Annotated in this window: 18 protein-coding genes; 4 read left to right on the plus strand and 14 right to left on the minus strand. The window is 73.4% G+C overall.

Annotation, left to right across the window (positions count from 1 at the left end):
- Positions 1-109: 109 nt before the first annotated feature.
- From ACFY23_RS21175 to ACFY23_RS21190, 4 genes are all read right to left on the minus strand, one after another.
- Positions 110-1,981, minus strand: coding sequence for a polysaccharide biosynthesis protein (locus ACFY23_RS21175; protein ID WP_350677915.1), 1,872 nt, complete (start codon positions 1,979-1,981; stop codon positions 110-112).
- 145 nt (positions 1,982-2,126) lie between these two features.
- Positions 2,127-2,771 carry an acetyltransferase gene (locus ACFY23_RS21180; protein WP_350677917.1) on the minus strand — a complete coding sequence of 215 codons (645 nt, stop codon included), beginning with the start codon at positions 2,769-2,771 and terminating at the stop codon, positions 2,127-2,129.
- Positions 2,768-3,916 carry an aminotransferase class I/II-fold pyridoxal phosphate-dependent enzyme gene (locus ACFY23_RS21185; protein ID WP_350677919.1) on the minus strand — a complete coding sequence of 383 codons (1,149 nt, stop codon included), beginning with the start codon at positions 3,914-3,916 and terminating at the stop codon, positions 2,768-2,770. The genes ACFY23_RS21180 and ACFY23_RS21185 overlap by 4 nt, the downstream gene beginning before the upstream one ends.
- Entirely contained in the window at positions 3,913-4,611 is a 699-nt protein-coding gene (locus ACFY23_RS21190; protein ID WP_350819219.1) for a sugar transferase, read from the minus strand. Before ACFY23_RS21190 ends, ACFY23_RS21185 begins: the two co-directional genes overlap by 4 nt.
- Before the next feature lie 228 nt (positions 4,612-4,839).
- On the opposite strand from ACFY23_RS21190, the gene ACFY23_RS21195 reads away from it, so the two are divergent.
- A complete protein-coding gene (locus ACFY23_RS21195) occupies positions 4,840-5,799 on the plus strand; it encodes a DUF389 domain-containing protein (RefSeq protein ID WP_350677923.1) in 960 nt (319 codons plus the stop codon).
- Positions 5,800-5,805: 6 nt separating this feature from the next.
- Here ACFY23_RS21195 and ACFY23_RS21200 read toward each other — a convergent pair whose 3' ends face one another.
- Entirely contained in the window at positions 5,806-6,240 is a 435-nt protein-coding gene (locus ACFY23_RS21200; protein WP_350819221.1) for a hypothetical protein, read from the minus strand.
- A gap of 685 nt (positions 6,241-6,925) precedes the next feature.
- The gene (locus ACFY23_RS21205; RefSeq protein ID WP_350677928.1) at positions 6,926-9,388 is read right to left on the minus strand and encodes a Tex family protein; all 2,463 of its coding nucleotides are present in this window, start codon (positions 9,386-9,388) and stop codon (positions 6,926-6,928) included.
- Between the two features lie 147 nt (positions 9,389-9,535).
- On the opposite strand from ACFY23_RS21205, the gene ACFY23_RS21210 reads away from it, so the two are divergent.
- Positions 9,536-11,047, plus strand: a complete 1,512-nt coding sequence (locus tag ACFY23_RS21210) for a dGTP triphosphohydrolase (RefSeq protein WP_350677931.1) — start codon at positions 9,536-9,538, stop codon at positions 11,045-11,047.
- A 73-nt stretch (positions 11,048-11,120) separates the two neighbouring features.
- Here the strand turns inward: ACFY23_RS21210 and ACFY23_RS21215 are convergent, their stop codons facing one another.
- The 7 genes from ACFY23_RS21215 to ACFY23_RS21245 all read right to left on the minus strand — a co-directional run bounded on the left by ACFY23_RS21215 (position 11,121) and on the right by ACFY23_RS21245 (position 18,829).
- Positions 11,121-12,266, minus strand: coding sequence for an MBL fold metallo-hydrolase (locus tag ACFY23_RS21215; protein WP_350677934.1), 1,146 nt, complete (start codon positions 12,264-12,266; stop codon positions 11,121-11,123).
- Between the two features lie 106 nt (positions 12,267-12,372).
- Positions 12,373-13,386, minus strand: a complete 1,014-nt coding sequence (locus ACFY23_RS21220) for a serine hydrolase (RefSeq protein ID WP_350677936.1) — start codon at positions 13,384-13,386, stop codon at positions 12,373-12,375.
- Between the two features lie 86 nt (positions 13,387-13,472).
- A complete protein-coding gene (locus tag ACFY23_RS21225; protein ID WP_350677938.1) occupies positions 13,473-13,823 on the minus strand; it encodes a hypothetical protein in 351 nt (116 codons plus the stop codon).
- Positions 13,820-15,004: a zinc-dependent alcohol dehydrogenase gene (locus ACFY23_RS21230; RefSeq protein WP_350677941.1), complete on the minus strand. Its 1,185-nt coding sequence runs from the start codon at positions 15,002-15,004 to the stop codon at positions 13,820-13,822. Before ACFY23_RS21230 ends, ACFY23_RS21225 begins: the two co-directional genes overlap by 4 nt.
- 435 nt (positions 15,005-15,439) lie before the next feature.
- Positions 15,440-16,204, minus strand: coding sequence for a succinate dehydrogenase/fumarate reductase iron-sulfur subunit (locus ACFY23_RS21235; RefSeq protein ID WP_350677944.1), 765 nt, complete (start codon positions 16,202-16,204; stop codon positions 15,440-15,442).
- Complete coding sequence (locus tag ACFY23_RS21240; RefSeq protein ID WP_350677946.1) at positions 16,201-18,138, minus strand: fumarate reductase/succinate dehydrogenase flavoprotein subunit; 1,938 nt, start codon at positions 18,136-18,138, stop codon at positions 16,201-16,203. Before ACFY23_RS21240 ends, ACFY23_RS21235 begins: the two co-directional genes overlap by 4 nt.
- 1 nt (position 18,139) lies before the next feature.
- The gene (locus ACFY23_RS21245; RefSeq protein ID WP_350677949.1) at positions 18,140-18,829 is read right to left on the minus strand and encodes a succinate dehydrogenase cytochrome b subunit; all 690 of its coding nucleotides are present in this window, start codon (positions 18,827-18,829) and stop codon (positions 18,140-18,142) included.
- 77 nt (positions 18,830-18,906) lie between these two features.
- Here ACFY23_RS21245 and ACFY23_RS21250 point away from each other — a divergent pair, with 77 nt between their 5' ends.
- Both ACFY23_RS21250 and ACFY23_RS21255 read left to right on the plus strand, forming a co-directional pair.
- Positions 18,907-19,836 (plus strand): LysR family transcriptional regulator, encoded by a 930-nt coding sequence (locus tag ACFY23_RS21250; protein WP_350677951.1) that lies wholly within the window; start codon positions 18,907-18,909, stop codon positions 19,834-19,836.
- 62 nt (positions 19,837-19,898) lie between these two features.
- Entirely contained in the window at positions 19,899-21,221 is a 1,323-nt protein-coding gene (locus ACFY23_RS21255; protein ID WP_350677954.1) for an FAD-dependent monooxygenase, read from the plus strand.
- A 63-nt stretch (positions 21,222-21,284) separates the two neighbouring features.
- Here ACFY23_RS21255 and hrpA read toward each other — a convergent pair whose 3' ends face one another.
- The gene (hrpA, locus tag ACFY23_RS21260) at positions 21,285-25,325 is read right to left on the minus strand and encodes an ATP-dependent RNA helicase HrpA (protein WP_350677956.1); all 4,041 of its coding nucleotides are present in this window, start codon (positions 25,323-25,325) and stop codon (positions 21,285-21,287) included.
- Positions 25,326-25,343 lie beyond the last annotated feature (18 nt).

Raw genomic sequence — 25,343 nt, forward strand, 5'->3', positions numbered from 1 at the left:
GCCGGCGACCGGAGCTCCGGTCGCCGGCCTTCTCGTGCCCGGTGCCGAAAGACACCAGACGTGCGGACGCCGCCGACCCGGCGGGTCGGCGGCGTCCACGGGGGAGAGTTCAGCGGGACGACGGAACCTGCACCGAGGCGGCGTGGACAGGTCCGACCGGGTGGGTGCAGAGCTGGGCGAGCTGGGCGATGACCTTCTCGGGGTCGTCGTACGGATCGAGGCTGCTGACCTCCATCGGGTCCAGCGCCGGCACCGTCACGTGCGAGACCAGCGGGTGCAGCGGCCGGGTGTCGGCCTCCCCGGTACCAAAGAGATCCTCGTGCAGCTTCTCGCCGGGCCGCAGCCCCGTGTAGACGATCGGCACGTTGCTGTCCGCCTGCTCGGCCAACTGCCGGGCCAGGTCGGCGATGCGGACCGGCTCGCCCATGTCCAGCACCAGCGCCTCCCCGTCGCGGCCGATCTCGGCGGCCTGCAACACCAGGTGCACCGCCTCCTGCACCGTCATCAGGTAGCGGGTCACCTCCGGGTGGGTGACGGTGAGCGGGCGGCCCAGCTCGATCTGCCGTTGGAACGCCGTCACCACCGAACCGCGGCTGCTCAGCACGTTGCCGAAGCGGACGCTGAGGAAGGTGCCGGGGAAGCGGGAGGCGGCGTGCGCGGTCAGCCGTTCGGTGATCCGCTTCGAGTAGCCGAGGACGCTGATCGGGTCGGCCGCCTTGTCGGTGGAGATGTTGACGAACCGGGCCACGTCGCGGCAGGCGTCGAGCACGGAGAGCGTGCCCCAGACGTTCGTCTTGACCGCCTCGCCGGGGTGGCGCTGGAGTAGCGTGAGGTGCTTCAGCGCGGCCGCGTGGAAGATGACCTCCGGCCGGCGCTCGCGGATGATCCGGCGGATGGCCTCGTCGTCGCGGAGGTCGGCGAGGATCAGCTCGGGACCGTCCAGCAGGGCCCGGCCGGCCAGCGACATCTGGAGGGCGTGCAGGGCCGACTCGTCGCGGTCGAGCATCATCAGCTCGCCCGGGTCCGCCTTCATCACCTGCCGGCACAGCTCCGAACCGATGGAGCCGCCGGCGCCGGTGACGAGGATCCGCCGACCGGTGAGACCGTTGGTGCTCAGCGGCATGTCGGCCACCACCTGCCGGCGCCCGAGCAGGTCGCCGATCTGCACGTCGCGGACATCGGTGACGGTGATCCGGTGGTCGACGAGGTCCCGGACCGGGGGCAGCACCTTGAACGCCGCCCCGGTCTGCAACGTGGCCTCCCGGATCTGCCGGATCAGCGCGGCGTCGGCGTTGGCGACGGAGAAGATCACCGTCGTCGCGCCGGTACGCCGGACGGCCTCCGCGACGTCCCGGCGGCCGCCGAGCACGCGTACCCCGCCGATGCGCAGGTCCCGCTTGTCGGGGTCGTCGTCGAGGGCGCCCACGGGCCGGTACCGTCCGCGCGGGTCGCTGAGCATGGCCCGCAGCAACCCCTGCCCGGCGTCGCCGAGCCCGAACAGCAGCACCGGGTTCGAGGACCGGGCGTCCGGCCGCATGGCGAGGTCGCGGCGGTGCCGGTAGGTGAACCGGGCGGCGAGCATGAACAGCAGCGCCAGGGCGCCCCCGACCAGCGGCGCGCTCGCCGGCACCGGACGTACGCCGGCCGGGAGCAGCCCGACCAGCAGGATCGCGGCGGTGGTGGCCGCAGTGCCGGCGACCCCCTGCACCTCTTGGAGGCTGCCCAGCGGGTGGCGTCCGGAGTAGATCCGGCGTACCGCCGCGACGGCCACGTGCACGACGGCGGCGAGGGCGCCGCAGGCGGCGGCGCGCGCTAGCTGCTCGGGCGTCAGGTCGAACTCGTAACGGAACCAGACCGCGGCGACGAACCCGCCGACCCAGGCGGTGCTGTCGGTGGCGAGAAATCCGATGGTGCGGTGGCGCGCCCTGGCCCGGTATGCCCCCTGCTCGCTGAGTCGGGTGGTCTCTGTCTCCGGCGGCATCTGTGCTCCTGTCCGTCTCCGACCGCTTCCGCCACTGGGCGGAAGGAGCTTTGGGCTCTCCTAGTTGATACATGCCCGGATGCGATGTTTGGGAGTTTTCGGGTTTAGTGACCGAATTTTGCCCGAGGGTCGAGGCCGTGTCGGTTCAACGGGCGGGTACGCCCTTGACGACGACACCGTCCGGCACGTCCCGGACGACGCAGGCGCCAGCTCCGACGGTGCTGTCCCGGCCCACCCGCAGGCCCTGCAGCACGGCTGCGGTCGTGCCGACGAGCACCCCCTCCGCCAGGTGGCAGTCGCCGGAGACGGCGGCGAGCGGGTTGACCGACACGAAGTCGGCGAGGGTGCAGTCGTGGCCGACGGTGGCGTTCTGGTTGAGGTGCACGTGCCGGCCGACGGTGACGTTCGTGGTGACGCGGGCCCCGGCGAAGGCGACGAAGCCGGGACCGTGCACGGTGTCCGGCCCGATCGTCGCCGCCGGGTGCACGAGGCTCGCCGCTGGCACGCCGTACGCGTCGACGCGCCCCGCGACGGCCCGCCGGACGCGCGGGTCGCCGATGCCGATGACGTGGTGCGTGTCCGGGGGCGCGTCGCGCAGCCAGGCGACTCCGCCGAGGTAGGGGACGTCGAGCCGCTGCACCCGCTTCAGGTTCTCCTCCGACGGGCGGTCGTCGACGAACCCGAGGAGGCGCCAGCGCGGCCGGCCGGCTGCGGCGTCCGTGGCCCGGGCGATCGTCAGGACCTCCCGGCCGTGGCCGCCGCAGCCGACGACCACCAGGGGAGTCGTCACGCCGTCGACGCCCCCGCCCGCTCCGTCAGGAACTCGTCCACGGCGGCGAGGATGTGGCCGATCTGCGCCTCGTTGAGGACGCTGCCGCTGGGCAGGGCCAGCCCGTCGGCGAACAACCGCTCCGCCACGCCGGTGACGAGACGCTCGGCGTCGGCGTACGCCGGTTGCAGGTGCATCGGTTTCCAGACCGGTCGGGTCTCGATGTCCCGCCGGGCCAGGTGGGCGGCCAGGTCGGCGGCCCGCCACCCGGACCGCTCCGGATCGACCACGATGGTCGTCAGCCAGCAGTTGGAGCCCGCGTCCTCCATGCCGAGCAGGCGTACGCCGGGGACCGGGGCGAAAAGCTTGGCGTACCGGTCGCGCAGCTGCCGGCGCCGGGCGATCATCCCGTCCAGCCTGACGAGCTGGGCGCGGCCGAGCGCCGCGAGCAGGTTGCTGAGCCGGTAGTTGTAACCCGTCTCGCGGTGCTCGTAGTGCGGCGTCGGTTCGCGGGCCTGGGTCGCGAGGTGACGGGCCCGGGCCAGCAGGGCCATGTCGTCGGAGACGAGCATGCCGCCGCCCGACGTGGTCATGATCTTGTTGCCGTTGAAGGAGAGGATGCCCGCCTGGCCGAAGGAACCGGCGGGCCGGCCGCGATGGGTGGCGCCGAGGGCCTCGGCGGCGTCTTCGACGATCGGGACGCCCGCCGCGTCGCAGACCGGCAGCAGCGCGGTGTAGTCGACGCAGCTGCCGAAGAGGTCCACCGGGACGACCGCTCCCACGCGCTCCTTCCGGGAGGCCAGGCGGTGGACCAGGTCCGCCACGAGGGCGACATCGATGTTGCCTGTCTGCGGATCGCAGTCGACGAAGATCGGCCGGGCGCCGGTGTAGCGCACCGCGTTCGCGGTGGCCACGAAGGTCAGCGTCGGCACGATGACGACGTCGCCGGGCCTGACTCCCACCCCCAGCAGCGCCAGGTGGAGCCCAGCGGTGCCGGAACTGACCGCTACGGCCCCCCTGGTGGCCACCTGTGCCGCGACCTCGCGCTCGAACGCGTCCAGGTCCGGCCCGACGGGCGCAACCCATCCCGAGCGCAGGGCCGCGAGCACGTACGCCTCCTCCAGCGGCCCGACGTCGGGCGAGGAGAGGTGGATGGTCCGGCTCATCGGCCACCCCCCGTCGGGACCGCCGCGCCCGCGTCCGGCCGCAGCCCGGCGGCGGGGACCAGCGACGGTGTACCGAGGAACTCCGGTGCGGTGGCGGAGCCCGTCGCGGAGATCCCCTCGCGGCGCAGCACGGTACGCACGGTCGCAACGAGGATGGACAGGTCCAGGCGCAGGCTGCGGTTGTCCACGTACCAGACGTCGAGGTCGAGCTTCTCCTCCCAGCTCAGGCTGTTGCGTCCCCGCACCTGGGCCAGCCCGGTGACGCCCGGCCTGACCTCGTGTCGCCGGGCCTGCGTCGGTGAGTAGCGCGGCAGGTACGCGGTGAGCAGGGGACGGGGGCCGACGAGGCTCATGTCGCCGCGCAGGACGTTCCAGAGCGTCGGCAGCTCGTCCAGGCTGGTGGAGCGCAGGAAGCGCCCCAGCGGCGTCAGTCGGTCCGCGTCCCGCACCAGCCCCCGCCCCGGGTCGGGCGGCAGCATGGTGCGGAACTTGACCAGCTCGAACACCTGGCCGTGCCGGCCGGCGCGGGGCTGCCGGAACAACACCGGCCGGCCGAGCCCCACCGCCACCAGGGCCGCTACCAGGAGGATCAGGGGCGTGATCAGCACCAGCAGCACCAGGGCCGCCGCCAGGTCGATTCCTCGCTTGAGGCCGTCCGGTCGGGCCCGCCTCGCCAAACTTCCGCGAGCGTTCATGGAACCAGGCACGGCGTCAACCTCCAGGGAAACCGGTCACGATATGACAAACAGGTTGTATCAGTCAGGAACATATCGCCAGGGCGGAATCGGGACGAGGAGCGCTGATCCCGACAGGTCAACCGCGGAACAACCCGTCAGGACGTGGCCGACTACCAAGACGTGACCTTGCACCCGGCCCGACCGGCAGTAGAGTGCTCGACCGTCGACGCAGCGAGGGGGAGGGCCGTGCTGCACCTGAGGGTGATCGCTCCGCCGGACCAGTCCGCCGCGGTGGCCGACCTGCTCGCCGCTGACCCCGGGGTGACCCACCTGGCCGTGCTCGCCGGCGCCGCCCGCCAGCCCGAGGGCGACCTCATCCTCTGCGACGTGGTCCGGGAGAGCGCCGACAGCGTGCTGCGCGGCCTGCGTCAGCTCGGCGTGGAGGCACGCGGAGCTGTCGCGGCCGACGACGTGGAGCTGGCCATGTCCTCGGCGGCGGACCGGGCGGCCCGGACGGCGCCCGGCAGCGGCGCGGACGCGGTGGTCTGGGACGAGATCGCCGCCAAGACCGGCGAGCAGACGGAACTGTCCGCCACCTATCTCGTGCTGATCACCGTCGCCACCATGCTCGCCGGCATCGGCGTCCTGCTCGACCAGCCGATCCTCATCGTCGGCGCGATGGTCGTCGGCCCCGAGTTCGGTCCTCTGGCCGCGCTCTGCGTGGCGCTGCTGCGCCGCAGACTGCCGGTCATCGCCCGGTCGGTGCAGGCGCTGGTGGTCGGCTTCCTCGTCGCCATGGTGGTCACCGTGCTCAGCACCTGGGCGCTGACCGCCGCCGGTCTGGTCGATCGGGGGATGCTGGTGGCCGATCGCCCGCTCACCGACTTCATCTGGCGGCCGGACGCGCTCTCCTGGGTGGTGGGCCTGCTCGCCGGCGTGGCCGGCATGCTCTCGCTGACCTCCAAGAAGTCCGGCAGCCTGGTCGGGGTGCTGATCTCGGTGACCACGGTGCCGGCCGCCGCGAACGTGGCCGTCGCCGCCGCGTACGGCGTCTGGCACGAGGCAGCCGGCTCGGCCCTCCAGTTGGTGATCAACCTCTGCGCGATCGTGCTCGCCGGCCTGGTCACGCTGGTGGTGCAGCAGTCGTGGTGGTGGCACGTGGCCCGGCGCGGGCCTGGGCGCCGGCCCGGCCGCGCCCCCCGCTGACCCCCGTCAGCGCCCCTCGTCACCGCCGTCCAGCCGGCGGGCGAGCAACGTTCGCAGCGGGATGGACTCGCCGTCCCGGCCGCCCGCGCCGACAACCAGCGGTGGCGGGCTGGGCTGCGGCTCGGCCCCGAGCAGCCGGGCGCGCATGCCGCCCGACACGGTCAGCAGGTGGAACCGCCCGTCCACGTCGACCGCCCGGGTCCGGGCCCGGTCGACGTACCAGCCGCGCAGCCGCGTCCGGTAACGGCCGCGACCGTCGTACGCCCGGGCCGTGAGGCGTTCCGTGGGCAGCCCGCGCCGGGTCGCCTCGGCGACGAACCAGGCCACGAGCTCCGCCGCCTCGGCCTGCTCGGCCGCCCGGCGGCGCTCGTCGGCCGCCGCGTGCGCCCGCACCGCCCGTCGCTGCCGCTCCCGCCACTCCAGGCCGTCGCCCTCGTCCACGACCGCGACGGTACGCCCCGACGCCCGCCCCGGAAAGCGCCCGTCCCGGACCGCCACCGAGCGGCACCGACCGACAGCAGGCCCGGTTAGTCCCTCGGTCGGGCTGGTTTGCTGGCGTGGCGGCTTGGTCGGTCGGGCTGGTTTGCTGCCGTGGTGGGTCCGTCGGTCGGGCTGCTCTCCCGGGCTGCTCTCCCGGGCACCGGCCGCCCCGCAGACGCTGTCGAGCTGAATCGTTTGCGACATCAGGCTGATGCCTGAGTCGTTTGCGACATCAGCTCGACAGCGTTCGGGTACGTGTCCTGCCGCGCTGCCGCGCTGCCGCGCTGCCGCGCTGCCGCGCTGCCGCCCTTCCGTGCTGCCGCCCTGCCGCCCTGCCGCCCTGCGCGTTTCCGCGAGCCCGGCCAGCCGCCGGCGCCGGCCCGGCCGGCGGCTCGCCCAACTCCCCGTCGACCCGGCCCAGGGCTGACCAGGGCCGGACTCCCGAGATGGGCCGGTCCGCCCCGCTGGTCCGGTCGTTTCTGCCGTGCCGCCCGCCGGCCCGGTCGGTTCTGCCGCGCGGCCGGCTGGCATCAGCCGTTGCGCTCGCGCCCTCGACGACCATCCGGGCTGACGGGCTCGTCAGGCTCGGGGGTCCGGCCCTGGTCAGCCCTGGGCCGGGCTCGTCAGGCCGAGACAGCCGGGTTCGTCAGGCCAGTCCGGCCCGGCGTAGCGCGTCGGCCATCGCGCTGTTGGCCGCTGCCGGCGCGGCGCCGCCCCGGCCGCCCTGCCGCTGCGGCGATCCACCGCGCCCGCCGTGACCGCCCTGCCCGCCGCCGCCGCGCCCGCCCTGCCCGCCGCCGTGACCGCCGTCCCGGCCGCCCTGGCCGCCCCGGGAGGCGCCCCGGTCGCCACGCGACCCACCCTGCCCGGACTGTCCACCGCGGCGCCCGCCCTCCGGCCCGCCGCGCCCGGCGCCGGCCTCGGCGTCGTCCTCAAGCCGGAGGGTGAGCGAGATCCGCTTGCGGGGCACGTCGACGTCGAGCACCTTGACCCGCACCACGTCGCCGGACTTGACCACCTCGCGCGGGTCCTTCACGAACGTCCGGGACATGGCCGAGACGTGCACGAGGCCGTCCTGGTGCACCCCGACGTCCACGAACGCGCCGAACGCGGCCACGTTGGTGACCACGCCCTCCAGCACCATCCCCGGCGTCAGGTCGCTGATCTTCTCCACGCCCTCGACGAAGGTGGCGGTGCGGAACTCCGGCCGGGGGTCGCGGCCCGGCTTCTCCAGCTCGGCCAGGATGTCGGTGACGGTGGGCAGGCCGAAGGTGTCGTCGACGAAGTCGGTGGCCCGCAACCCGCGCAGGATGCTGCTGCTGCCGATCAGGGAGCGCACGTCCCGCCCGGTGCTGGCCAGGATCCGGCGCACCACCGGGTACGCCTCCGGGTGCACGCTGGACGAGTCCAGCGGGTCGTCGCCGCCCGGGATGCGCAGGAAGCCCGCGCACTGCTCGAACGCCTTCGGCCCGAGCCGGGGGACCTTCTTCAGCTCGGCCCGGGTGCGGAACGGCCCGTTGGCGTCGCGGTGCAGCACGATGTTCTCCGCCAGCCCGGCGCCGATGCCCGACACCCGGGTCAGCAGCGGCGCGGAGGCGGTGTTCACGTCGACCCCGACCGCGTTGACGCAGTCCTCGACCACCGCGTCCAGCGACCGGGAGAGCTTCACCTCGGACAGGTCGTGCTGGTACTGGCCGACGCCGATCGAACGCGGGTCGATCTTGACCAGCTCGGCCAGCGGGTCCTGCAGGCGGCGCGCGATGGAGACCGCGCCGCGCAGCGAGACGTCCAGTCCGGGCAGTTCCTGGGCGGCGTACGCGGAGGCGGAGTAGACCGAGGCCCCGGCCTCGGAGACCACCACCTTGGTGAGGTTGAGCTGCGGGTGCCGCTTGATCAGCTCCCCGGCCAGCTTGTCGGTCTCCCGGCTGGCGGTGCCGTTGCCGATGGCGACCAGCTCGACGCCGTGCGCGCCGGCGAGCCGGGCCAGGGTCTCGATCGAGGCGTCCCACTGCCGGCGCGGCTCGTGCGGGTAGATCGTGTCGGTGGCGACCACCTTGCCGGTGGCGTCCACGACGGCGACCTTCACGCCGGTGCGCAGGCCCGGGTCCAGCCCCATCGTGGGCCGGGTGCCGGCGGGCGCGGCGAGCAGCAGGTCACGCAGGTTGGTGGCGAAGACCCGCACCGCCTCCTCCTCGGCCGCCTGCCACAACCGCATCCGCAGGTCGGCGCCGAGGTGGATGAGGATCCGGGTGCGCCAGGCCCAGCGCACCGTGTCGGCCAGCCACCGGTCGGCCGGCCGGCCCTTGTCGGTGATGCCGAACCGGCCGGCGATCGCCGCCTCGTAGCGGCTCGGTCCGGTGGGCACCGCGTCGGCCTCGCCGGCCTCCTCGGGCTCCATGGTCAGGTCGAGCACGCCCTCCTTCTCGCCCCGGAACATGGCGAGGATCCGGTGCGAGGGCAGCTTCGGGTACGGCTCGGCGAAGTCGAAGTAGTCGGCGAACTTCGCGCCGGCCGACTCCTGCCCGTCGCGTACGCGGGAGACGAGCCGGCCCCGCGACCACATCTGCTCGCGCAGCGTGCCGATCAGGTCGGCGTCCTCGGCGAAGCGTTCGATGAGGATGGCCCGGGCGCCCTCCAGGGCGGCGGCGGGATCGGCCACGCCCTTGTCCGCGTCGACGTAGCCCCCGGCGGCCTCGCGGGGGTCCCGGGACGGGTCGGCCAGCAGCGACTCGGCCAGCGGCTCCAGCCCGGCCTCGCGGGCGATCTGTGCCCGGGTCCGCCGCTTGGGCTTGTAGGGCAGGTAGATGTCCTCCAGGCGGGACTTCGAGTCGGCCGCCATGATCTGCGCTTCCAGGGCCTCGTCGAGCTTGCCCTGGCCCCGGATCGACTCCAGCACCGCCGCGCGCCGCTCGTCCAGCTCGCGCAGGTAGCGCAGCCGCTCCTCCAGGGTGCGCAGCTGGGTGTCGTCGAGCAGGCCGGTGGCCTCCTTGCGGTAGCGGGCGATGAACGGCACGGTGGCGCCGCCGTCGAGCAGCTCCACGGCCGCCCGTACCTGACGCTCGGCGACGCCGAGCTCCTCGGCGATCCGCTGATGAACAGAGAGGGTCACGATCTCGATCCGCCTTCGGTGTGGGTTCCGCTGAGCATTCTGCCGGCCCCCACCGACTACCGTCGCCGCCCCCGCCCCGGCGCGCCGCCGGCTACCGAACCGGCGGGCGTGCGCCGTCCCGGCCCCCGCTGCGCTAGCGTGGCGATCATGGAACCTCCCGCGGACCCGCGGGCCCGGCGGCTCTTCGGCGGCAGCGCCCGGGCCCTGGGCGACCTCGCCGCCAGCCCCTTCCGGGCCGACCGGGACCGGATCGTGGCCTCGCCGTTCTTCGCCCGGCTGAACGGGGTGACGCAGGTGGTCAGCCCCGGCGGCTCCGGCCTGCTGGTGCACAACCGGCTGACCCACAGCCTCAAGGTCGCCCAGGTGGCACGCGCGATCGCCGAGCGGCTCACGGCCGACGGCGAGCACCGCGAGCTGCTGGAGAAGCTGGGCGGCTGCGACCCGGACGTGGTGGAGGCCGCCGCCCTCGCGCACGACCTCGGTCACCCGCCGTTCGGCCACCTGGGGGAGCGGGTGCTGGACCGCCTGGCCCGGCAGCGGCTCGGGCTCACCGACGGCTTCGAGGGCAACGCCCAGTCGTACCGGATCGTCACCAGCACCGAGATCCGCGGCGCGGCGACCACCGGCCTGGACCTCACGGCGGCGGTACGGGCAGCCATGCTGAAGTACCCGTGGACCCGCCTGGACCACCCGGACCCGCACCCCCGGCTGCTGGACCCGCCGCCGCGCGGCGCCACCCCGCCGCCCGACGACCCCGGCAGCGGCTCCTCCAAGTTCGGCGCCTACCGGACCGAGGTCGACGACCTGCGGCAGGCACGGGAGCCGTTCGTCGGCCGGATCCCGGACTGGCAGCAGACCGTCGAGGCGTCGGTGATGGACACGGCGGACGACATCGCGTACGCGATCCACGACGTGGAGGACTTCTACCGCGTCGGGGTGCTCCAGCAGGGCGCGGTGTCCGCCGAGCTGATGGCCTGGCAGCGCGAGAGCGGGCACTTCCGGGCCATCACCGACGCGGCCCTGGCCGCCGCGGCCCGCCGGCCCGGCTCGGCGATCGAGCGGCTGCGCCGGCAACTGCACCGCAAGGACGCCTGGATCGCCGACGACGAGGCGTTCGCCGCCGCCGTCGAGCACGTCCGCGAGGAACTGGTGGAGGGGCTGCTGGCGATGCCCTTCGACGGCTCCATCGAGGCGGAGCAGTACGTGGCCCGCTTCTCCGCCCGCTGGATCACCCGCTTCGTCGACGCGATCACGGTGGTCGAGCAGCCCTCGGTCCGCTCCGGACACGTGCTGCTCGCCCCGGCCCAGTGGCACGAGGTGCAGGTGCTCAAGTTCGTCCACCACCGGTTCGTGCTGGCCCGGCCCGACCTGGCCCTGCACCAGCGCGGCCAGGCCCGGCTGCTGGGCACGCTGGTCGAGGCGCTGCTGGACTGGCTGCTCGACCCCGAGGAGGAGTCCCGGCTGCCGCGCCGCCTGCACGACCTGGTGGAGCTGGCCGAGGCGGAGCTGCACCCGCGTACGCCGGACCGGCTCGGCAAGGCCCGCGGTCGGGCGATCGTCGACTTCGTCGCCCAGCTCACCGACGGCCAGGCGGTCGCCATGCTGGACTCCCTGTCGGGCCGCTCCGGCGCGCTCTGGACCGACGCGTTCGTCCTCTGAGGACGGGCTCCTCGCCGACCGGAGCCGCCGAGCGCGGCGACCGCGCCCGCCCCGCAGGCGCGACGCGTCTCGGTCAGGCGACGGCCTGCCACCAGCCGTCGACGGCCGGCGGGTCGTCCACCACCACCCGCTCGCCGGGGCGGGGCACGGCGAGCCGCACGTCCCGGGCCTTGGCCTCGGCCCAGATCCGGTCCACCGGCTCCGACCAGTCGTGCAGGGCGAGGTTGAACGTCGCCCAGTGCACGGGGACGAGCAGCCCGCCGCGCAGGTCGAGGTGGGCGGCGACGGCCTCCTCGGGGAACATGTGGATGCTCGGCCAGGCCCGGTCGTACGCGCCGATCTGCATCAGCGTGACGTCGAACGGCCCGTGCTCCGCGCCGATCGCCGCGTAGCCGTCGAAGTAGCCGGAGTCGCCGGTGTAGAAGACCTTCCGGTGCGCGCCGGCCACCACCCAGGAGCCCCACAGCGTGCCGTCGCGGCGCAGCCCCCGCCCGGAGAAGTGCTGGGCGGCGGTGGCGATGATCTCCAGCCCGGCCACCCGGTGGCTCTCGGACCAGTCCAGCTCGACGATCCGCGCCGCCGGTATGCCCCAGCGGTCCAGGTGCGCGCCCACCCCGAGCGGCACCAGGAACGGCGCCGACTGGAGGTCGGTCAGCGCCCGGACGGTCGCCATGTCCAGGTGGTCGTAGTGGTCGTGCGAGATCAGGATCGCGTCGACCGGGGGCAGCTCGTCGAGGCGGACCGGCGGCTCGTGCAGGCGGCGGGGGCCGACCAGGGTCGACGGCGAGCACCGCTCGCTCCACACCGGGTCGAGCAGCACCTTGCGGCCCTCGATCTCGATCAGCGCGGAGGCGTGGCCGTACCAGACGAGGTTCAGCTCGCGCGCGACGTCGGTGGCCGGTGCGGCGCCCGGGCGCAGCAGCGGCACGGGGGCGCTCGGGCGGCGCTTCTGCTTGCCGAAGATCAACTCACGGATCAGGTCCCGGTCGGGCGCGCCGGCCATCGAGCGGGTGCCGCCCGGGTTGTGGAACGTGCCGTCGCGGAACTGCGGCGAGCGCGCCGCCCGTTCCGCCCGCGCGCCGGTGAGCCGGCCGCCGAGCGCCGCCGGCACGTCCCGGGCCACCCACGCCAGCCCGGCCAGCGCGGCCAGGCCGGCCGCCCCGCGCAGCCCGCGCCCCAGCGCCCGATCGAGTCCCGTGCGTTCCGCTGGTGCGCCCATCGCCGTCCCTCCGCCGTGTCCCGTCGTACACGGTAGCCGGGTCTGCGGGCGGTCAGGGTGGCCCCCGGCCGCACGGCCGCCGGGGGCCCGCCCGCGCCGCGGCGGCTCAGCCGCCGTTGCTCGGCCGCTGCACGGCCGGGCGGTGGGTGACGCCGGTGCCGGTGAGGCGGTCGACCGCGGCGAGGAAGCGCCGGCCCATCCGGGCCCGGGCCTCGACGGCGGGGTGGGTGGCGCCGTAGTCGTCGGCGCCGGCCTGCCCGTCGGCGAAGAGGGCGTACGTCAGCAGGGGCGCGCCGGCCGCGTCGAAGATCACCCCGGCCTCGTGCCGGGCGTCGGCGAACCAGCCGGCCTTGGTGGCGATCCGAGCCCGCTCGGCCGAGGACATGACGCGCCGGATCCCGTCGGTGTACGCGACGGGGGCGCGCAGCAGCCGCAGCACGAACGCCGTGGCGGCCGGCGAGAGCAGGGTGCCGCCCACCAGGGCGCGCAGCAGGTCGTGGGTCTCCCGGGGGGTGCTGGTGCCGAGGAAGAACCGGTTCGGGTTTGCCACCGGCTGCACCTGCGTGTTCGGGAAGCCCTTGTCCCGCAGGATCTGGTTGAGTTCGGCGGCGGGGCAGACCAGGCCGCACAGCCGCACCGCCGTGTCGTCGGAGACGGTCAGCAGGTTGGCCAGCGCGTGGCCGAGCGTCACCGAGCTGGGGTAGGCGCCGTCCAGGCTGAACATGCCGTCGCCGCCGGGCACCACGATCGCGGCGGTGACCTCGACCCGCTGGTCGAGCGTCAGCAGCCCCCGGTCGACCTTGTCCAGCACCGCCGCCGCCACCGCGATCTTGTTGACGCTGTACGCCTCGATCCGCCGGTCCGGCTCCGCCGCCACCGCGACCACCGGCTCTCCGGCCGGGTCGGCGACGCTGACGTACGCCTGCCAGTTGCCGCCGGCGGCCTCGGTCTCCCGCGCGTAGCTCGCGGCGACCCGACGGGCGGCCTGCCGGGGTGTGGCCGGAGCCGGTTCGGTGACCTCGGGGGCGGCGGACGCCGGCGCGGCGGCGCCGAGCACCGTCCCGGCGGTGGCCACCGAGCCGAGTCCCAGCGCGGTCCTGCGGTTCACCCGGATGGTCAATCGTCTCTCCCGTCGTGGTGGTGGGGCGTGCTCTCCGGCCCACCACCCTAGGCGAAACGATCGACGCCGGTGATCCCACGAGGTGCTCACCGCAGGTGTTTCATCACCGGCCCGACCAGGGCGTCGTAGACGCCCGGCAGCACGGTGAATCCGACGCGCATGACGACGTTGGCCCGCCCCACCGACACCTCCCGGCGGGGCCGGTCGGCGCAGTCCACGACGGCGCGCGCCACCCGCTCCGGCGTGGTGACCGGCAGCGGCGGCCGGCCGAGCCGCCCCAGGTAGTTCGCGGCCCGCTGGTAGACGGGGGTGTCCACGCTGCCCGGGCTGACGATGCAGGCACGTCCAGCACCTGCGCCCCCGCGCGCGGCGAACGCCCGGGCCGCCGCCCGGCCGATCCCGCTGGTCGCGCCGCTGACGACCACCGTCCGGCTCACGGCGCGAGCACGACCTTGACGCAGCCGTCCTGCTTCTTCTGGAACATCTCGTACGCCTGCGGCGCCCGCGCCAGCGGCACCCGGTGGGTGCGCAGGTCCTCCACGTCCAGCGGGTCGTCGTCGCCGGAGAGCAGCGGGATGATCTCGTCGGTCCACCGACGTACGTGGCACTGGCCCATCCGCAACTGGACGCCCCGGTCGAACATCTCCATCAGCGGCATCGGATCGACCTCGCCGCCGTACACCCCCGAGACGGAGACGGTGCCACCGCGCCGGACGGCCTTGAGCGCCGCCTTGAGCACGACGAGCCGGTCGACGCCGACCCTGTCGATCAAGGGGTCGGCGAGCTTGTCGGGCAGCAGCCCGGCGGCGGCCTGGGCGAGCCTGCCGACGGGGGCGCCGTGCGCCTCCATGCCGACGGCGTCGATCACCGCGTCGGGGCCGCGCCCGTCCACCAGGTCGATCAGCGCGCCCGACACGTCGTCCAGCTCGCTGACGTCGAGCACCTCGATGCCGTGCCGACGCGCCATCGCCAGCCGCTCCGGGACCAGGTCCAGCCCGATCACCCGGTCGGCGCCGAGGTGCCGGCCGACGCGGGCGCAGAACTGGCCGACCGGGCCGAGTCCGAAGACGGCGAGGGTCCCGCCGCGCGGGGTGTCGGCGTACTTCACCGCCTGCCACGCCGTCGGCAGGATGTCGGACAGGTAGAGCCACCGCTCGTCGGGCCCGGTCTCCGGCACCTTGATCGGGCCGAACTGGGCGTGCGGCACCCGCAGGTACTCCGCCTGCCCGCCGGGCACCGAGCCGTAGAGCGAGGTGTAGCCGAACAGCGCGGCGCCCTTGCCCTCGGACGTCACCTGGGTGGTCTCGCACTGGGCGTAGAGCTGCCGCTGGCACATCCAGCAGGTGCCGCAGGCGATGTTGAACGGCACCACCACCCGGTCGCCCGGCTTGAGCCGGGTCACCCCCGGGCCGACCTCCTCGACGATGCCCATCGGCTCGTGACCGAGGACGTCGCCGGGCTTGAGGTACGGCCCGAGCACCTCGTAGAGGTGCAGGTCGGAGCCGCAGATGGCGGTCGAGGTGATCCGGACGATCGCGTCGGTCGGCTCCTCGATCCGCGGATCCGGCACCTCCTGGACCCGTACGTCCCGCTTGCCCTGCCAGGTCAGTGCCTTCATGTCCCGTCGTCCCTCCTCGTGCCGTCCCTGGGAGGGCTACCCGCCTCTGCCCAGTTGAACCGGTTCCGGCCGCACAGGGAGGGCGCGGGCGGAAGGACCGGAGCGGCCGGACCGGTCGCGCCGGCCGTGTCGTTGTCCGCGAGGTCGCCCTTCACGGTCAGCTCGCTCGCGCCCTGTCGAGCTGATGTCGCAGACGATTCAGCCGATGTCGCAAACGACTCAGCTCGACAGGGCGCGACCAGGCGGTTGTTACGCCCGGCGTGGTCCGCGGGTCCGACCGGCCAGACCGACGCGGAGGGAGCAGGGAGGGAGCAGAGACCGCCGGGCCGCGACTGGCGGGGTGGCACGGGCCCCGACCGGCGGGGCGATACGGCAAGGGCCGCCGTATCCGGAGGATACGGCGGCCCTTCACCGGCGTCGCCGGCGTGCGGAGGCTCAGGCGCCGGGGGTGTTGTCGCCCCGCTTCGAGGTGGCCATCAGGTAGTCGCGGTTGAGCCGGCCGATGGTGTTCAGCGGGATGCCCTTCGGGCAGACCACCGTGCACTCACCGGCGTTGGTGCAGCCGCCGAAGCCGGCCTCGTCGTGCGCGTCGACCATGCCGATCACCCGGGTGTAGCGCTCCGGCTGGCCCTGCGGCAGCAGGGAGAGCTGGGTGATCTTGGCGGCGGTGAAGAGCATGCCGGAGCCGTTGGGGCAGGCGGCCACGCAGGCACCGCAGCCGATGCACTCCGCCGCCTCGAAGGCGGCGTCGGCGTTGGCCTTGGCGACCGGGGTGGAGTGCGCCTCGGGGGCGCTGCCGGTCGGCGCGGTGATGTAGCCGCCGGCCGCGATGATCTTGTCGAACGCGCTCCGGTTCACCACCAGGTCCTTGATGACCGGGAACGCCCGGGCCCGCCACGGCTCGATGTCGATCGTGTCGCCGTCGGAGAACTGCCGCATGTGCAGCTGGCAGGCCGTGGTGCCGCGCTGCGGCCCGTGCGCGTTACCGTTGATCATCAGGCCGCACATGCCGCAGATGCCCTCGCGGCAGTCGTGGTCGAACGCCACCGGCTCCTCGCCGGCGAGGATCAGCCGCTCGTTGAGCACGTCGAGCATCTCCAGGAACGACATGTCCGGGGAGACGTCGTCGACCTTGTAGGTCACCATCCGACCCTTGTCCTCGGGGCCGGACTGGCGCCAGATGCGCAGGGTCAGGTTCACTTGTAGCTCCGCTGCGTGGGGTGGACGTATTCGAACTTCAGGTCTTCCTTGTGCAGCACCGAGGGCTCGCCGGTGGCGGTGAACTCCCAGGCCGCGACGTACGCGAACCGCTCGTCGTCGCGCTCCGCCTCGCCGTCGGGCGTCTGGTGCTCGGCCCGGAAGTGGCCGCCGCAGGACTCCTCGCGGTGCAGGGCGTCGATGCACATCAGCTCCGCCAGCTCGAAGAAGTCGGCCACCCGGCCGGCCTTCTCCAGCGACTGGTTGAGCCCCTCGCCGTTGCCCGGCACCCGGACCCGCTGCCAGAACTGGTCGCGCAGGGCGCGGATCTCGTCGATCGCCTTGCGCAGCCCGGTCGCGCTGCGCTCCATGCCGCAGTGCTCCCACATGATCTGGCCCAGCTCGCGGTGGAACGAGTCGACGGTCCGGTCGCCGTTGACCGCCAGCAGCCGCTGGATGCGGTCCTCGACGTCGGCGCGCGCCTGCACGGCCGCCGGGTGGCTGGCGTCGACCTTCTCGAACGGCCCACCCGCCAGGTAGTTGGCGATGGTGTTCGGCAGCACGAAGTAGCCGTCGGCCAGGCCCTGCATCAGCGCCGAGGCGCCGAGCCGGTTCGCGCCGTGGTCGGAGAAGTTCGCCTCGCCGACCACGAACAGGCCCGGGATGGTCGACTGGAGGTCGTAGTCGACCCAGAGGCCGCCCATCGTGTAGTGCACGGCGGGGTAGATCCGCATCGGGACCTCGTACGGGTCCTCGCCGGTGATCCGCTCGTACATCTGGAAGAGGTTGCCGTACTTGGCCTCGATGGCCTTGCGGCCGAGCCGGTTGATCGCGTCGGCGAAGTCCAGGTAGACGCCCAGCCCGCCCGGGCCGACGCCCCGCCCCTCGTCGCAGACGTTCTTCGCGGCGCGGGAGGCGATGTCCCGGGGGACCAGGTTGCCGAAGGAGGGGTAGATCCGCTCCAGGTAGTAGTCCCGCTCGTCCTCGGGGATGTCCCTCGGGCTGCGGTCGTCGCCCTTGGCCTTGGGCACCCAGACCCGGCCGTCGTTGCGCAGCGACTCGCTCATCAGGGTCAGCTTCGACTGGTGGTCGCCGGAGACCGGGATGCAGGTCGGGTGGATCTGCGTGTAGCAGGGGTTGGCGAAGTACGCGCCCTTGCGGTGCGCCCGCCAGGTCGCGGTGACGTTGCAGCCCTTGGCGTTGGTGGAGAGGTAGAAGACGTTGCCGTAGCCGCCGGAGGCGAGCACGACCGCGTCCGCGAACTCCGTGGTGATCTCGCCGGTGACCATGTCCCGGACGACGATGCCCCGGGCCTTGCCGTCGACGACGATCAGCTCCAGCATCTCGTGCCGGGCGTTCATCTCCACGTTGCCGAGGCCGATCTGCCGCTCCAGCGCCTGGTACGCGCCGAGCAGCAGCTGCTGGCCCGTCTGGCCCCGCGCGTAGAAGGTGCGCTGCACCTGGGCGCCGCCGAAGGAGCGGGTGTCCAGCAGGCCGCCGTACTCGCGGGCGAACGGCACGCCCTGGGCGACGCACTGGTCGATGATGTTGACCGAGACCTCGGCCAGCCGGTGCACGTTCGACTCCCGGGAGCGGAAGTCGCCGCCCTTGACGGTGTCGTAGAAGAGCCGGTGCACCGAGTCGCCGTCGTTGCGGTAGTTCTTGGCGGCGTTGATGCCGCCCTGCGCGGCGATGGAGTGCGCCCGGCGCGGGCTGTCCTGGTAGCAGTAGGACTTGACCCGGTAGCCCTGCTCGGCGAGCGTGGCGGCGGCCGAGCCGCCGGCCAGGCCGGTGCCGACCACGATCACGGTCATCTTCCGGCGGTTGGCCGGGTTGACCAGCTTGGCCTCGAAGCGGCGGCGTTCCCAGCGGGTCTCGATCGGGCCCTCGGGAGCCTTGGTGTCGGCGATCGGGTCGCCCTCGGTGTAGAGATCCATGTCAGGACACCAATCCGGTGAGTACGGCGAACGGGACCACCAGGTAGCCCACGCAGAGCGCGACGGCGAGGACCAGCGCCACGGCCCGGGCCCGCCGCTCGCCGCGCGGGGTCTGCTGGCCGAGGCTGCGCAGCGCGCTGAACAGGCCGTGCCGCAGGTGGAAGCCGAGGGTGACGACCGCGAGGGTGTAGAAGAGCGTGACGTACCAGCGCTCCGGCGCGAAGTCGGCGACCACGTTGGCGTACGGGCGGCCGGGGTCGCCGACCGGGTTCAGCGTGCCGGTGGTGAGGTCCAGGATGTGGTAGATCACGAAGAGCAGGATGATCACACCACCCCAGCGCATCGTGCGGGCCGCGTAGCTGCCCTGGACCTTCTTGCGGTGCGCGTACTGCACCGGGCGGGCGGCGCGGGCGCGCAGGGCGAGGGTGGTGGCGGCCCAGATGTGGCCGAGCACCGACACCAGCAGGGCGGTCCGCAGGATCCACAGGAACCACACGTTCGGCAGCAGCGGGGCGCCGATCTCGCGCAGCCAGTGCGCGTAGTGGTCGAACGAGGTCGCCCCCGTGAAGATCTTCAGGTTGCCGAGCATGTGCGCGACGAGGAACAGCACCAGGATGATGCCCGTCACCGCCATGACGGCCTTGAGGCCGACGCTGGAGCGGATGGGCGACCGAGTTCGCGTGACTACCACGGGATCGACGCTAGGAGCACTTGGATCAGTCGTCCAATGCATCGACCTCGCAGTCTTGATAGCTATAGGCTATGTAGATGCAGCTGCATCAGCTGAAGTACTTCGTCGCGGTCGCTGAAGTCCGACATTTCACTCAAGCCGCCGATCTCGTGGGCATCACGCAGCCCTCCTTGAGTAAGCAAATTCACGCCCTGGAGGACGCCCTCGGTGCCCCCCTCTTCGAACGGGTAAGGGGCAACATCGCGCTGACCGCGGCGGGGGAGGTGCTGCTTCCGCTGGCCAAGCGGATCCTCGCCGACGTGGACACCGCGACCCGCGAGGTGCAGGAACTGGTCGGCCTGCGGCGCGGCCGGGTCCGGCTCGGTGCCACCCCCAGCCTGGCCACCTCGCTCGCCCCGCCGGTGCTGCGCCGGTTCCGCGACGCCCACCCCACCGTCGACCTGCGGGTGGAGGAGAGCGGCTCGCAGGACCTGGTCCGCGACCTGCTCCGCGGCGACCTCGACCTGGCGCTGATCATCATGCCGGCGCAGGGCATCGATCCCGGGCTGCGCGTGGACCCGATCCTGCGGGAGAGCCTGGTGGTCGCCTCGGTGGAGGAGCTGCCGATCGCCCCCGGCACCGGCCAGTTGCGCGTCGGCGACCTGCGCGACCAGCCGATGGTGATGTTCCGGGAGGGCTACGACCTGCGCGACGCCACCATCCAGGCCTGCCGGGAGGCGGGCTTCGAGCCCACCATCGCGGTCGACGGCGGCGAGATGGACGCCGTGCTGAGCTTCGTCGAGGCCGGGCTGGGCGTCGCGCTGGTGCCCGGCATCGTGGTGGCCCGCCGCGCGGGCGTCCGGGTCACCCGGCTGGCGCCGCCCGGCGTCCGGCGGACCATCGCGGTCGCCCGGCGCCGCGACGTCGTGCCCACCCACGCCGGCCGGGAGCTGCGCCGGATACTGCTGGAGTACGTCCGCGACGCCACCACCGACGGCGACCTGCCGCCCGGCGTCGAGCCGCTCTGACCGATTCCGGGTGCGCAAGGCGGAAGGCGGGTTCCGGCCGGCGGTCGACCTACGCTGCCCGCATGGCAACCGGCAGCGCCGTGGTGATCGGCGCCAGCGTGGGCGGCCTGCTGGTCGCCCGCGCGCTCACCGAGGCGTACGAGCGGGTCACCCTCGTCGATCGCGACGTGCTGCCCGAGCGGGCGGACAGCCGCCGGGGCGTACCCCAGGGGCGGCAGTTGCACGTCCTGCTGGACCGGGGCCGGCAGGCGTTCGAGGAGCTGCTGCCCGGCATCACCGCCGAGCTGACCGCGAACGGCGTGCCCACGATCGACCTGCACGAGCAGGTCCACTGGTACAACGACGGCCACCGGATGCGGCGCGCGCCGTCGCCGCTGCTCGGCTTCGGGGTGAGCCGGCCGCTGCTGGAACAGGTGGTCCGGCAGCGGGTCGCCGCCCTGCCCGGGGTGCGGATCCTGCCCGGCTGCGAGGCGGAGGGGCTCACCACCACCGGCGACCGGCGCCGGGTCACGGGCGTGCGGCTGCGCCCCCGCGACGGGAAGCCGCACACCGTCGAGGCCGACCTGGTGGTGGACGCCGGCGGCCGGGGCACCCGCAGCCCGGTCTGGCTGGCCGAGCTGGGCTACCGGCCGGCGCCCGAGGAGCGGGTCCGGATCGGGGTCACCTACGTCACCCGCACCTACCGGCGGGAGCCGCACCACCTGGAGGGTCTGCTCGGCGCGCTCACCAACGCTGTGCCCGGCCAGCCGTGGGGCGGCATCGTCACCGCGCAGGAACAGGACCGGTTCGCGGTGGCGCTCTGCGGCATGTTCGGCGAGGAGCCGCCGGCCGACGACGAGGGGATGGCCGCCTTCGCCGACCGCCTCGCCGCCCCGCAGATCGCCGAGCTGCTGCGCACGGCGCGACCCACGGACCCGCCGGTGACGATGAGGTTCCCGGGCAGTGTGCGGCGCCGCTACGAGCGGCTGCGCCGCTTCCCGGCCGGCTATCTGGTGGTGGCCGACGCGCTGTGCAGCTTCAACCCGGTCTACGGGCAGGGTATGACGGTGGCCGCGCTGGAGGCGCTGTTGCTGCGCCGGCTGCTCCGGCGGGGGCTGGACCGGCTCGCCCGGAACTTCTTCCGGGGCGCGGGTCGCCTGATCGACGGGCCGTGGTCCATCGCGGTCGGCACCGACCTGCGCTTCCCCGAGGTGCCCGGCCGCCGCTCGCCGCGGGTACGCCTCGTCAACGCGTACGTCGGCCGGCTGCACGTCGCGGCGACCCGGGACGCGACCCTGGGCGCGGCGTTCCTGCGGGTGCTCAACCTCGTCGACCCGCCGGCGCGGCTGCTCTTCCCACCGGTGCTGCTGCGGGTGCTGCGCGGCGCCGCCGCACCGGCCCGCTGACCCGCCGGGCTCACCCGGCGGCCGGCGCGGAGACGAACACCGCGTCGGCCGGCCGCACCTCGACTACCTGCTCTCGGCGTCGTCCATCGCGCGGTAGATCCGCTGCTCCGACACGGGGTACGGGGTGCCCAGCGCTTGGGCGAAGACGTTCACCCGCAGCTCCTCCACCATCCAGCGGATCTGCCGGACCGCCGCCGACTGGCGGCGGCTCGGCGGCAGCGCGGCGAGCATGTCCTGGTACTCCTTCTGCACCACCGTGATCCGGTCCTGCTGCTGCTTGTCGCGCTGCGGGTTGCCGGGCAGCCGGTCCAGCCGCCGCTCGATCGCGGTGAGGTAGCGCAGCAGGTCGGGCAGGCGCGCGTACCCGGTCTCGGTGACGAAGCCGGCGTGCACCAGACCGGTGAGCTGGGCCCGGATGTCGGCCAGCGCCGCCACCACGGCCAGGTTCTGGGTCTTGCCGAGCCGCTGCTCCACCGCGTGCGCGGCGGCGAGCACCCGGCGTACCCGGTCCATCACCTCGACCACGGTGTCCACCAGGTCGGCGCGGACCTTCTCGCGCAGGGCGGCGAAGCCCTCGGCGTCCCAGGCCGGCCCGCCGGCGTCGCCGATCAGCTTGTCGATCGCCGCCCCGGCGGCGTCCTCGATGAGCTGCTGCACGCCCCCGTGCGGGTTGCGGCTCAGCGCCAGCTTCGCCTCGTTCGACAGCCGTCCCTGGAGGAACCTCGCCGGCGACGGCACGGTCAGCCGGAGCAGCCGCCGGGTGCCCGCCCAGTGCGCGGCCTCCTGCTCGGCCGGCGAGTCGAACACCTTCACCCCGACCGTGGCGCCCTCGTCCACCAGCGCCGGGTACGCGGTCACCGCGTACCCGGCCCGGACCTGCTCGATCGTGCGCGGCAGCGTGCCGATGCCCCAGTCGGTCAGCCCGGTGCGGGCCACGTCCGGCGCGGCGGCGGCCACCACCTGGCGTACCTCCGCCTTGAGCTGGCGTTGCAGGGCCGGCAGGTCCTTGCCCTCGGCGACCGGTTTGTCCTCCTCGTCGAGCACCCGGAAGGTCACCCGCAGGTGCGCGGGCAGCCGGTCGAGGTCCCAGGCGTCGCGGGGCACGGTGACGCCGGTCATGCGGCGCAACTGCCGGGTCAGCGCGTCCAGCAGTGGCTCCTCGCCGGCCGGCATCGCGGCGAGCGCCGCGCGGGCGTAGTCCGGCACGGGGACGAAGTTGCGGCGCACCGCCTTGGGCAGCGAGCGGATCAGCGCGACCACGAGTTCCTCGCGCAGTCCGGGGACCTGCCAGTCGAAGCTCTCCGCCGGCACCTGGTTGAGCAGCGGCAGCGGGATGTCGACGGTCACGCCGTCGGTCGCGGTGCCCGGCTCGAACCGGTAGGTCAGCGGGAGCGTCACCCCGTCGGCGGACCACTCGTCGGGGTAGTCGGCCTCGTCCACTCCGCCGCGACCGGCGTTGACCAGCAGCTCCCGGGTGAAGGTGAGCAGGTCCGGCTGCTCGCGACGGGTCTTCTTCCACCAGGCGTCGAAGTGCCGCCCGGAGACGACGTCGGCGGGGACGCGGGCGTCGTAGAAGTCGAAGACGGTCTGGTCGTCGACGAGGATGTCGCGGCGGCGGGCCCGGTTCTCCAACTCCTCGATCTCCGCCAGCAGCCGCTGGTTGTCCCGCCAGAAGTGGTGGTGGGTCTGCCAGTCGCCCTCGACCAGCGCGTGCCGGATGAACAGCTCCCGGGACAGCGCCGGGTCGATCCGGCCGAAGTTGACCTTGCGCGAGGTGACCAGCGGGATCCCGTAGAGCGTCACCTTCTCGTACGCCATCACGGCCGCCTGCTTCTTCTCCCAGTGCGGCTCGCTGTAGCTGCGCTTGACCAGGTGCTGGGCGAGGGGCTCGACCCACTCCGGCTCGATGCGGCCGTTCACCCGGCCCCAGAGCCGGGAGGTCTCCACCAGCTCGGCGGCCATCACCCAGCGCGGCGGCTTCTTGAACAGCGCCGAGCCGGGGAAGAGCGCGAACTTCGCGCCCCGGGCGCCCAGGTATTCGTGCTTCTGCGCGTCCTTGAGCCCGACGTGGGAGAGCAGGCCGGGCAGCAGCGACTGGTGCACCTTCGGGGTGTCGATCTCCTCCGGCAGGTCCGCGCCGCCCCGGCGCCGGCCGCCGTCGCCGGCCTCCCGCGCCGGCCGCCCGCCACCCTGTTCGGGCGTACGCAGCACCTGGCGCAACTGGCTGACGATGTCCTGCCACTCGCGTACCCGCAGGTAGTTGAGGAACTCCGCCTTGCACATCCGGCGGAACGCGCTGGAGGACAGCTCGCGCTGCTGCTCACGCAGGTGTCGCCACAGGTTGAGCAGCGTCACGAAGTCCGACTCGCGGTCGGTGAACCGGGCGTGCGCCTGGTCGGCCTGGGCCTGCCGGTCGGCGGGCCGCTCGCGGGGATCCTGGATCGACAGCGCGGCGGCGATCACCATCACCTCGGTGGCGCAGCCGTTGCGCTCACCCTCGACGACCATCCGGGCCAGCCGCGGGTCGACGGGGAGTTGCGCGAGCCGCCGGCCGAGCGGGGTGAGCCGCTTCGCCGGGTCGGTCTCGGCCGGGTCCAGCGCCCCCAGCTCGTGCAGCAGGTTGACGCCGTCGGCGATGTTGCGCCGGTCCGGCGGGTCGATGAACGGGAACGCCGCGATGTCGCCGAGCCCGATCGAGGTCATCTGGAGGATGACCGAGGCGAGGTTGGTGCGCAGGATCTCGGGGTCGGTGAACTCCGGGCGGGACAGGAAGTCCTGCTCGTCGTAGAGCCGGATGCAGATGCCGTCCGAGGTGCGTCCACAGCGCCCCTTGCGCTGGTTGGCCGACGCCTGCGAGACCGGCTCGATCGGCAGCCGCTGCACCTTGAGCCGGTTGCTGTAGCGGGAGATGCGGGCCGTGCCCGGGTCCACCACGTACTTGATGCCGGGCACGGTGAGGGAGGTCTCCGCGACGTTGGTCGCGAGCACCACCCGACGGCCGGGATGCGGGGCGAAGACCCGGTGCTGCTCGGCGGTGGAGAGCCGGGCGTAGAGCGGCAGGATCTCGGTGCCGCGCAGCGCCGGCTTCTTCTCCACCAGCTTGCCCAGCGCGTCGGCGGTGTCCCGGATCTCCCGCTCACCGCTGAGGAAGACCAGGACGTCCCCGGGCCCCTCGGCGGCGAGTTCCTCGACGGCGTCGCCGATGGCCTGGATCTGGTCCCGGACGTTCTCCTCGTCCTCCCCGTCGTCCTCGCCCTCCGCCATCTCGACCAGCGGCCGGTAGCGCACCTCGACCGGGTACGTCCGCCCGGACACCTCGACCACCGGCGCGGGGACGCCGTCCGGCGCGTCGTCGGTGGGCGGCCCGGCGAAGTGCCGGGCGAACCGCTCGGTCTCGATGGTCGCCGAGGTGATGATCACCTTCAGGTCGGGCCGGCGGGGGAGGAGCTGCTTGAGGTAGCCGAGGATGAAGTCGATGTTGAGGCTGCGCTCGTGCGCCTCGTCGATGATCAGGGTGTCGTACTGGCGCAGCATCCGGTCGGTCTGCAACTCGGCGAGCAGGATGCCGTCGGTCATCAGCTTGACCAGGCTCCGGTCGCTCACCTGGTCGGTGAAGCGCACCTTGTAGCCGACCACGTCGCCCAGCTCGGTGCCGAGCTCCTCGGCGATCCGGTCCGCCACCGTACGCGCGGCCAGCCGGCGGGGCTGGGTGTGCCCGATCAGCCCGTTGATCCCGCGCCCCAACTCCAGGCAGATCTTGGGTAGCTGGGTGGTCTTGCCGGAGCCGGTCTCGCCGGCCACGATCACCACCTGGTGGTCGCGGATCGCGGCGGCGATGTCGTCCTTGCGCTCGCTCACCGGCAGCTGGGCCGGGTAGGTGACCACCGGCACGGCGGCGCGCCGGCTCTCCAGCCGTGCCTCGGCCCGCGCGACGTCGGCGGCGATCTCGGCGAGCGCCTCGTCGCGCCGCTGCGGGTCCCGGAGCCTGCGCACCCCGTCCAGCCGCCGTTGCAGGCGACGCTGGTCGCGGAACATCAGGGGACGGAGGCGGCGGTGCAGCTCGCGGGCGGGATCGGTCGCGGCGGGTGCGGCTGGATTCTGCATGTCGTCGCCAAGGATAGG

Source organism: Micromonospora sp. NPDC000121 (genome assembly GCF_042899165.1).
In the GTDB taxonomy this organism is placed as follows: Bacteria; Actinomycetota; Actinomycetes; order Mycobacteriales; family Micromonosporaceae; genus Micromonospora.

Bases quoted from the DNA above. Each gene is read 5' to 3' on its own strand.
- ACFY23_RS21215 (WP_350677934.1), bottom strand. From the start codon at position 12,266: ATGGGCGCACCAGCGGAACGCACGGGACTCGATCGGGCGCTGGGGCGC.
- ACFY23_RS21255 (WP_350677954.1), top strand. From the start codon at position 19,899: ATGGCAACCGGCAGCGCCGTGGTGATCGGCGCCAGCGTGGGCGGCCTG.
- ACFY23_RS21185 (WP_350677919.1), bottom strand. From the start codon at position 3,916: ATGAGCCGGACCATCCACCTCTCCTCGCCCGACGTCGGGCCGCTGGAG.
- hrpA (WP_350677956.1), bottom strand. From the start codon at position 25,325: ATGCAGAATCCAGCCGCACCCGCCGCGACCGATCCCGCCCGCGAGCTG.
- ACFY23_RS21175 (WP_350677915.1), bottom strand. From the start codon at position 1,981: ATGCCGCCGGAGACAGAGACCACCCGACTCAGCGAGCAGGGGGCATAC.
- ACFY23_RS21190 (WP_350819219.1), bottom strand. From the start codon at position 4,611: ATGAACGCTCGCGGAAGTTTGGCGAGGCGGGCCCGACCGGACGGCCTC.
- ACFY23_RS21230 (WP_350677941.1), bottom strand. From the start codon at position 15,004: ATGAAGGCACTGACCTGGCAGGGCAAGCGGGACGTACGGGTCCAGGAG.
- ACFY23_RS21210 (WP_350677931.1), top strand. From the start codon at position 9,536: ATGGAACCTCCCGCGGACCCGCGGGCCCGGCGGCTCTTCGGCGGCAGC.
- ACFY23_RS21250 (WP_350677951.1), top strand. From the start codon at position 18,907: ATGCAGCTGCATCAGCTGAAGTACTTCGTCGCGGTCGCTGAAGTCCGA.
- ACFY23_RS21240 (WP_350677946.1), bottom strand. From the start codon at position 18,138: ATGGATCTCTACACCGAGGGCGACCCGATCGCCGACACCAAGGCTCCC.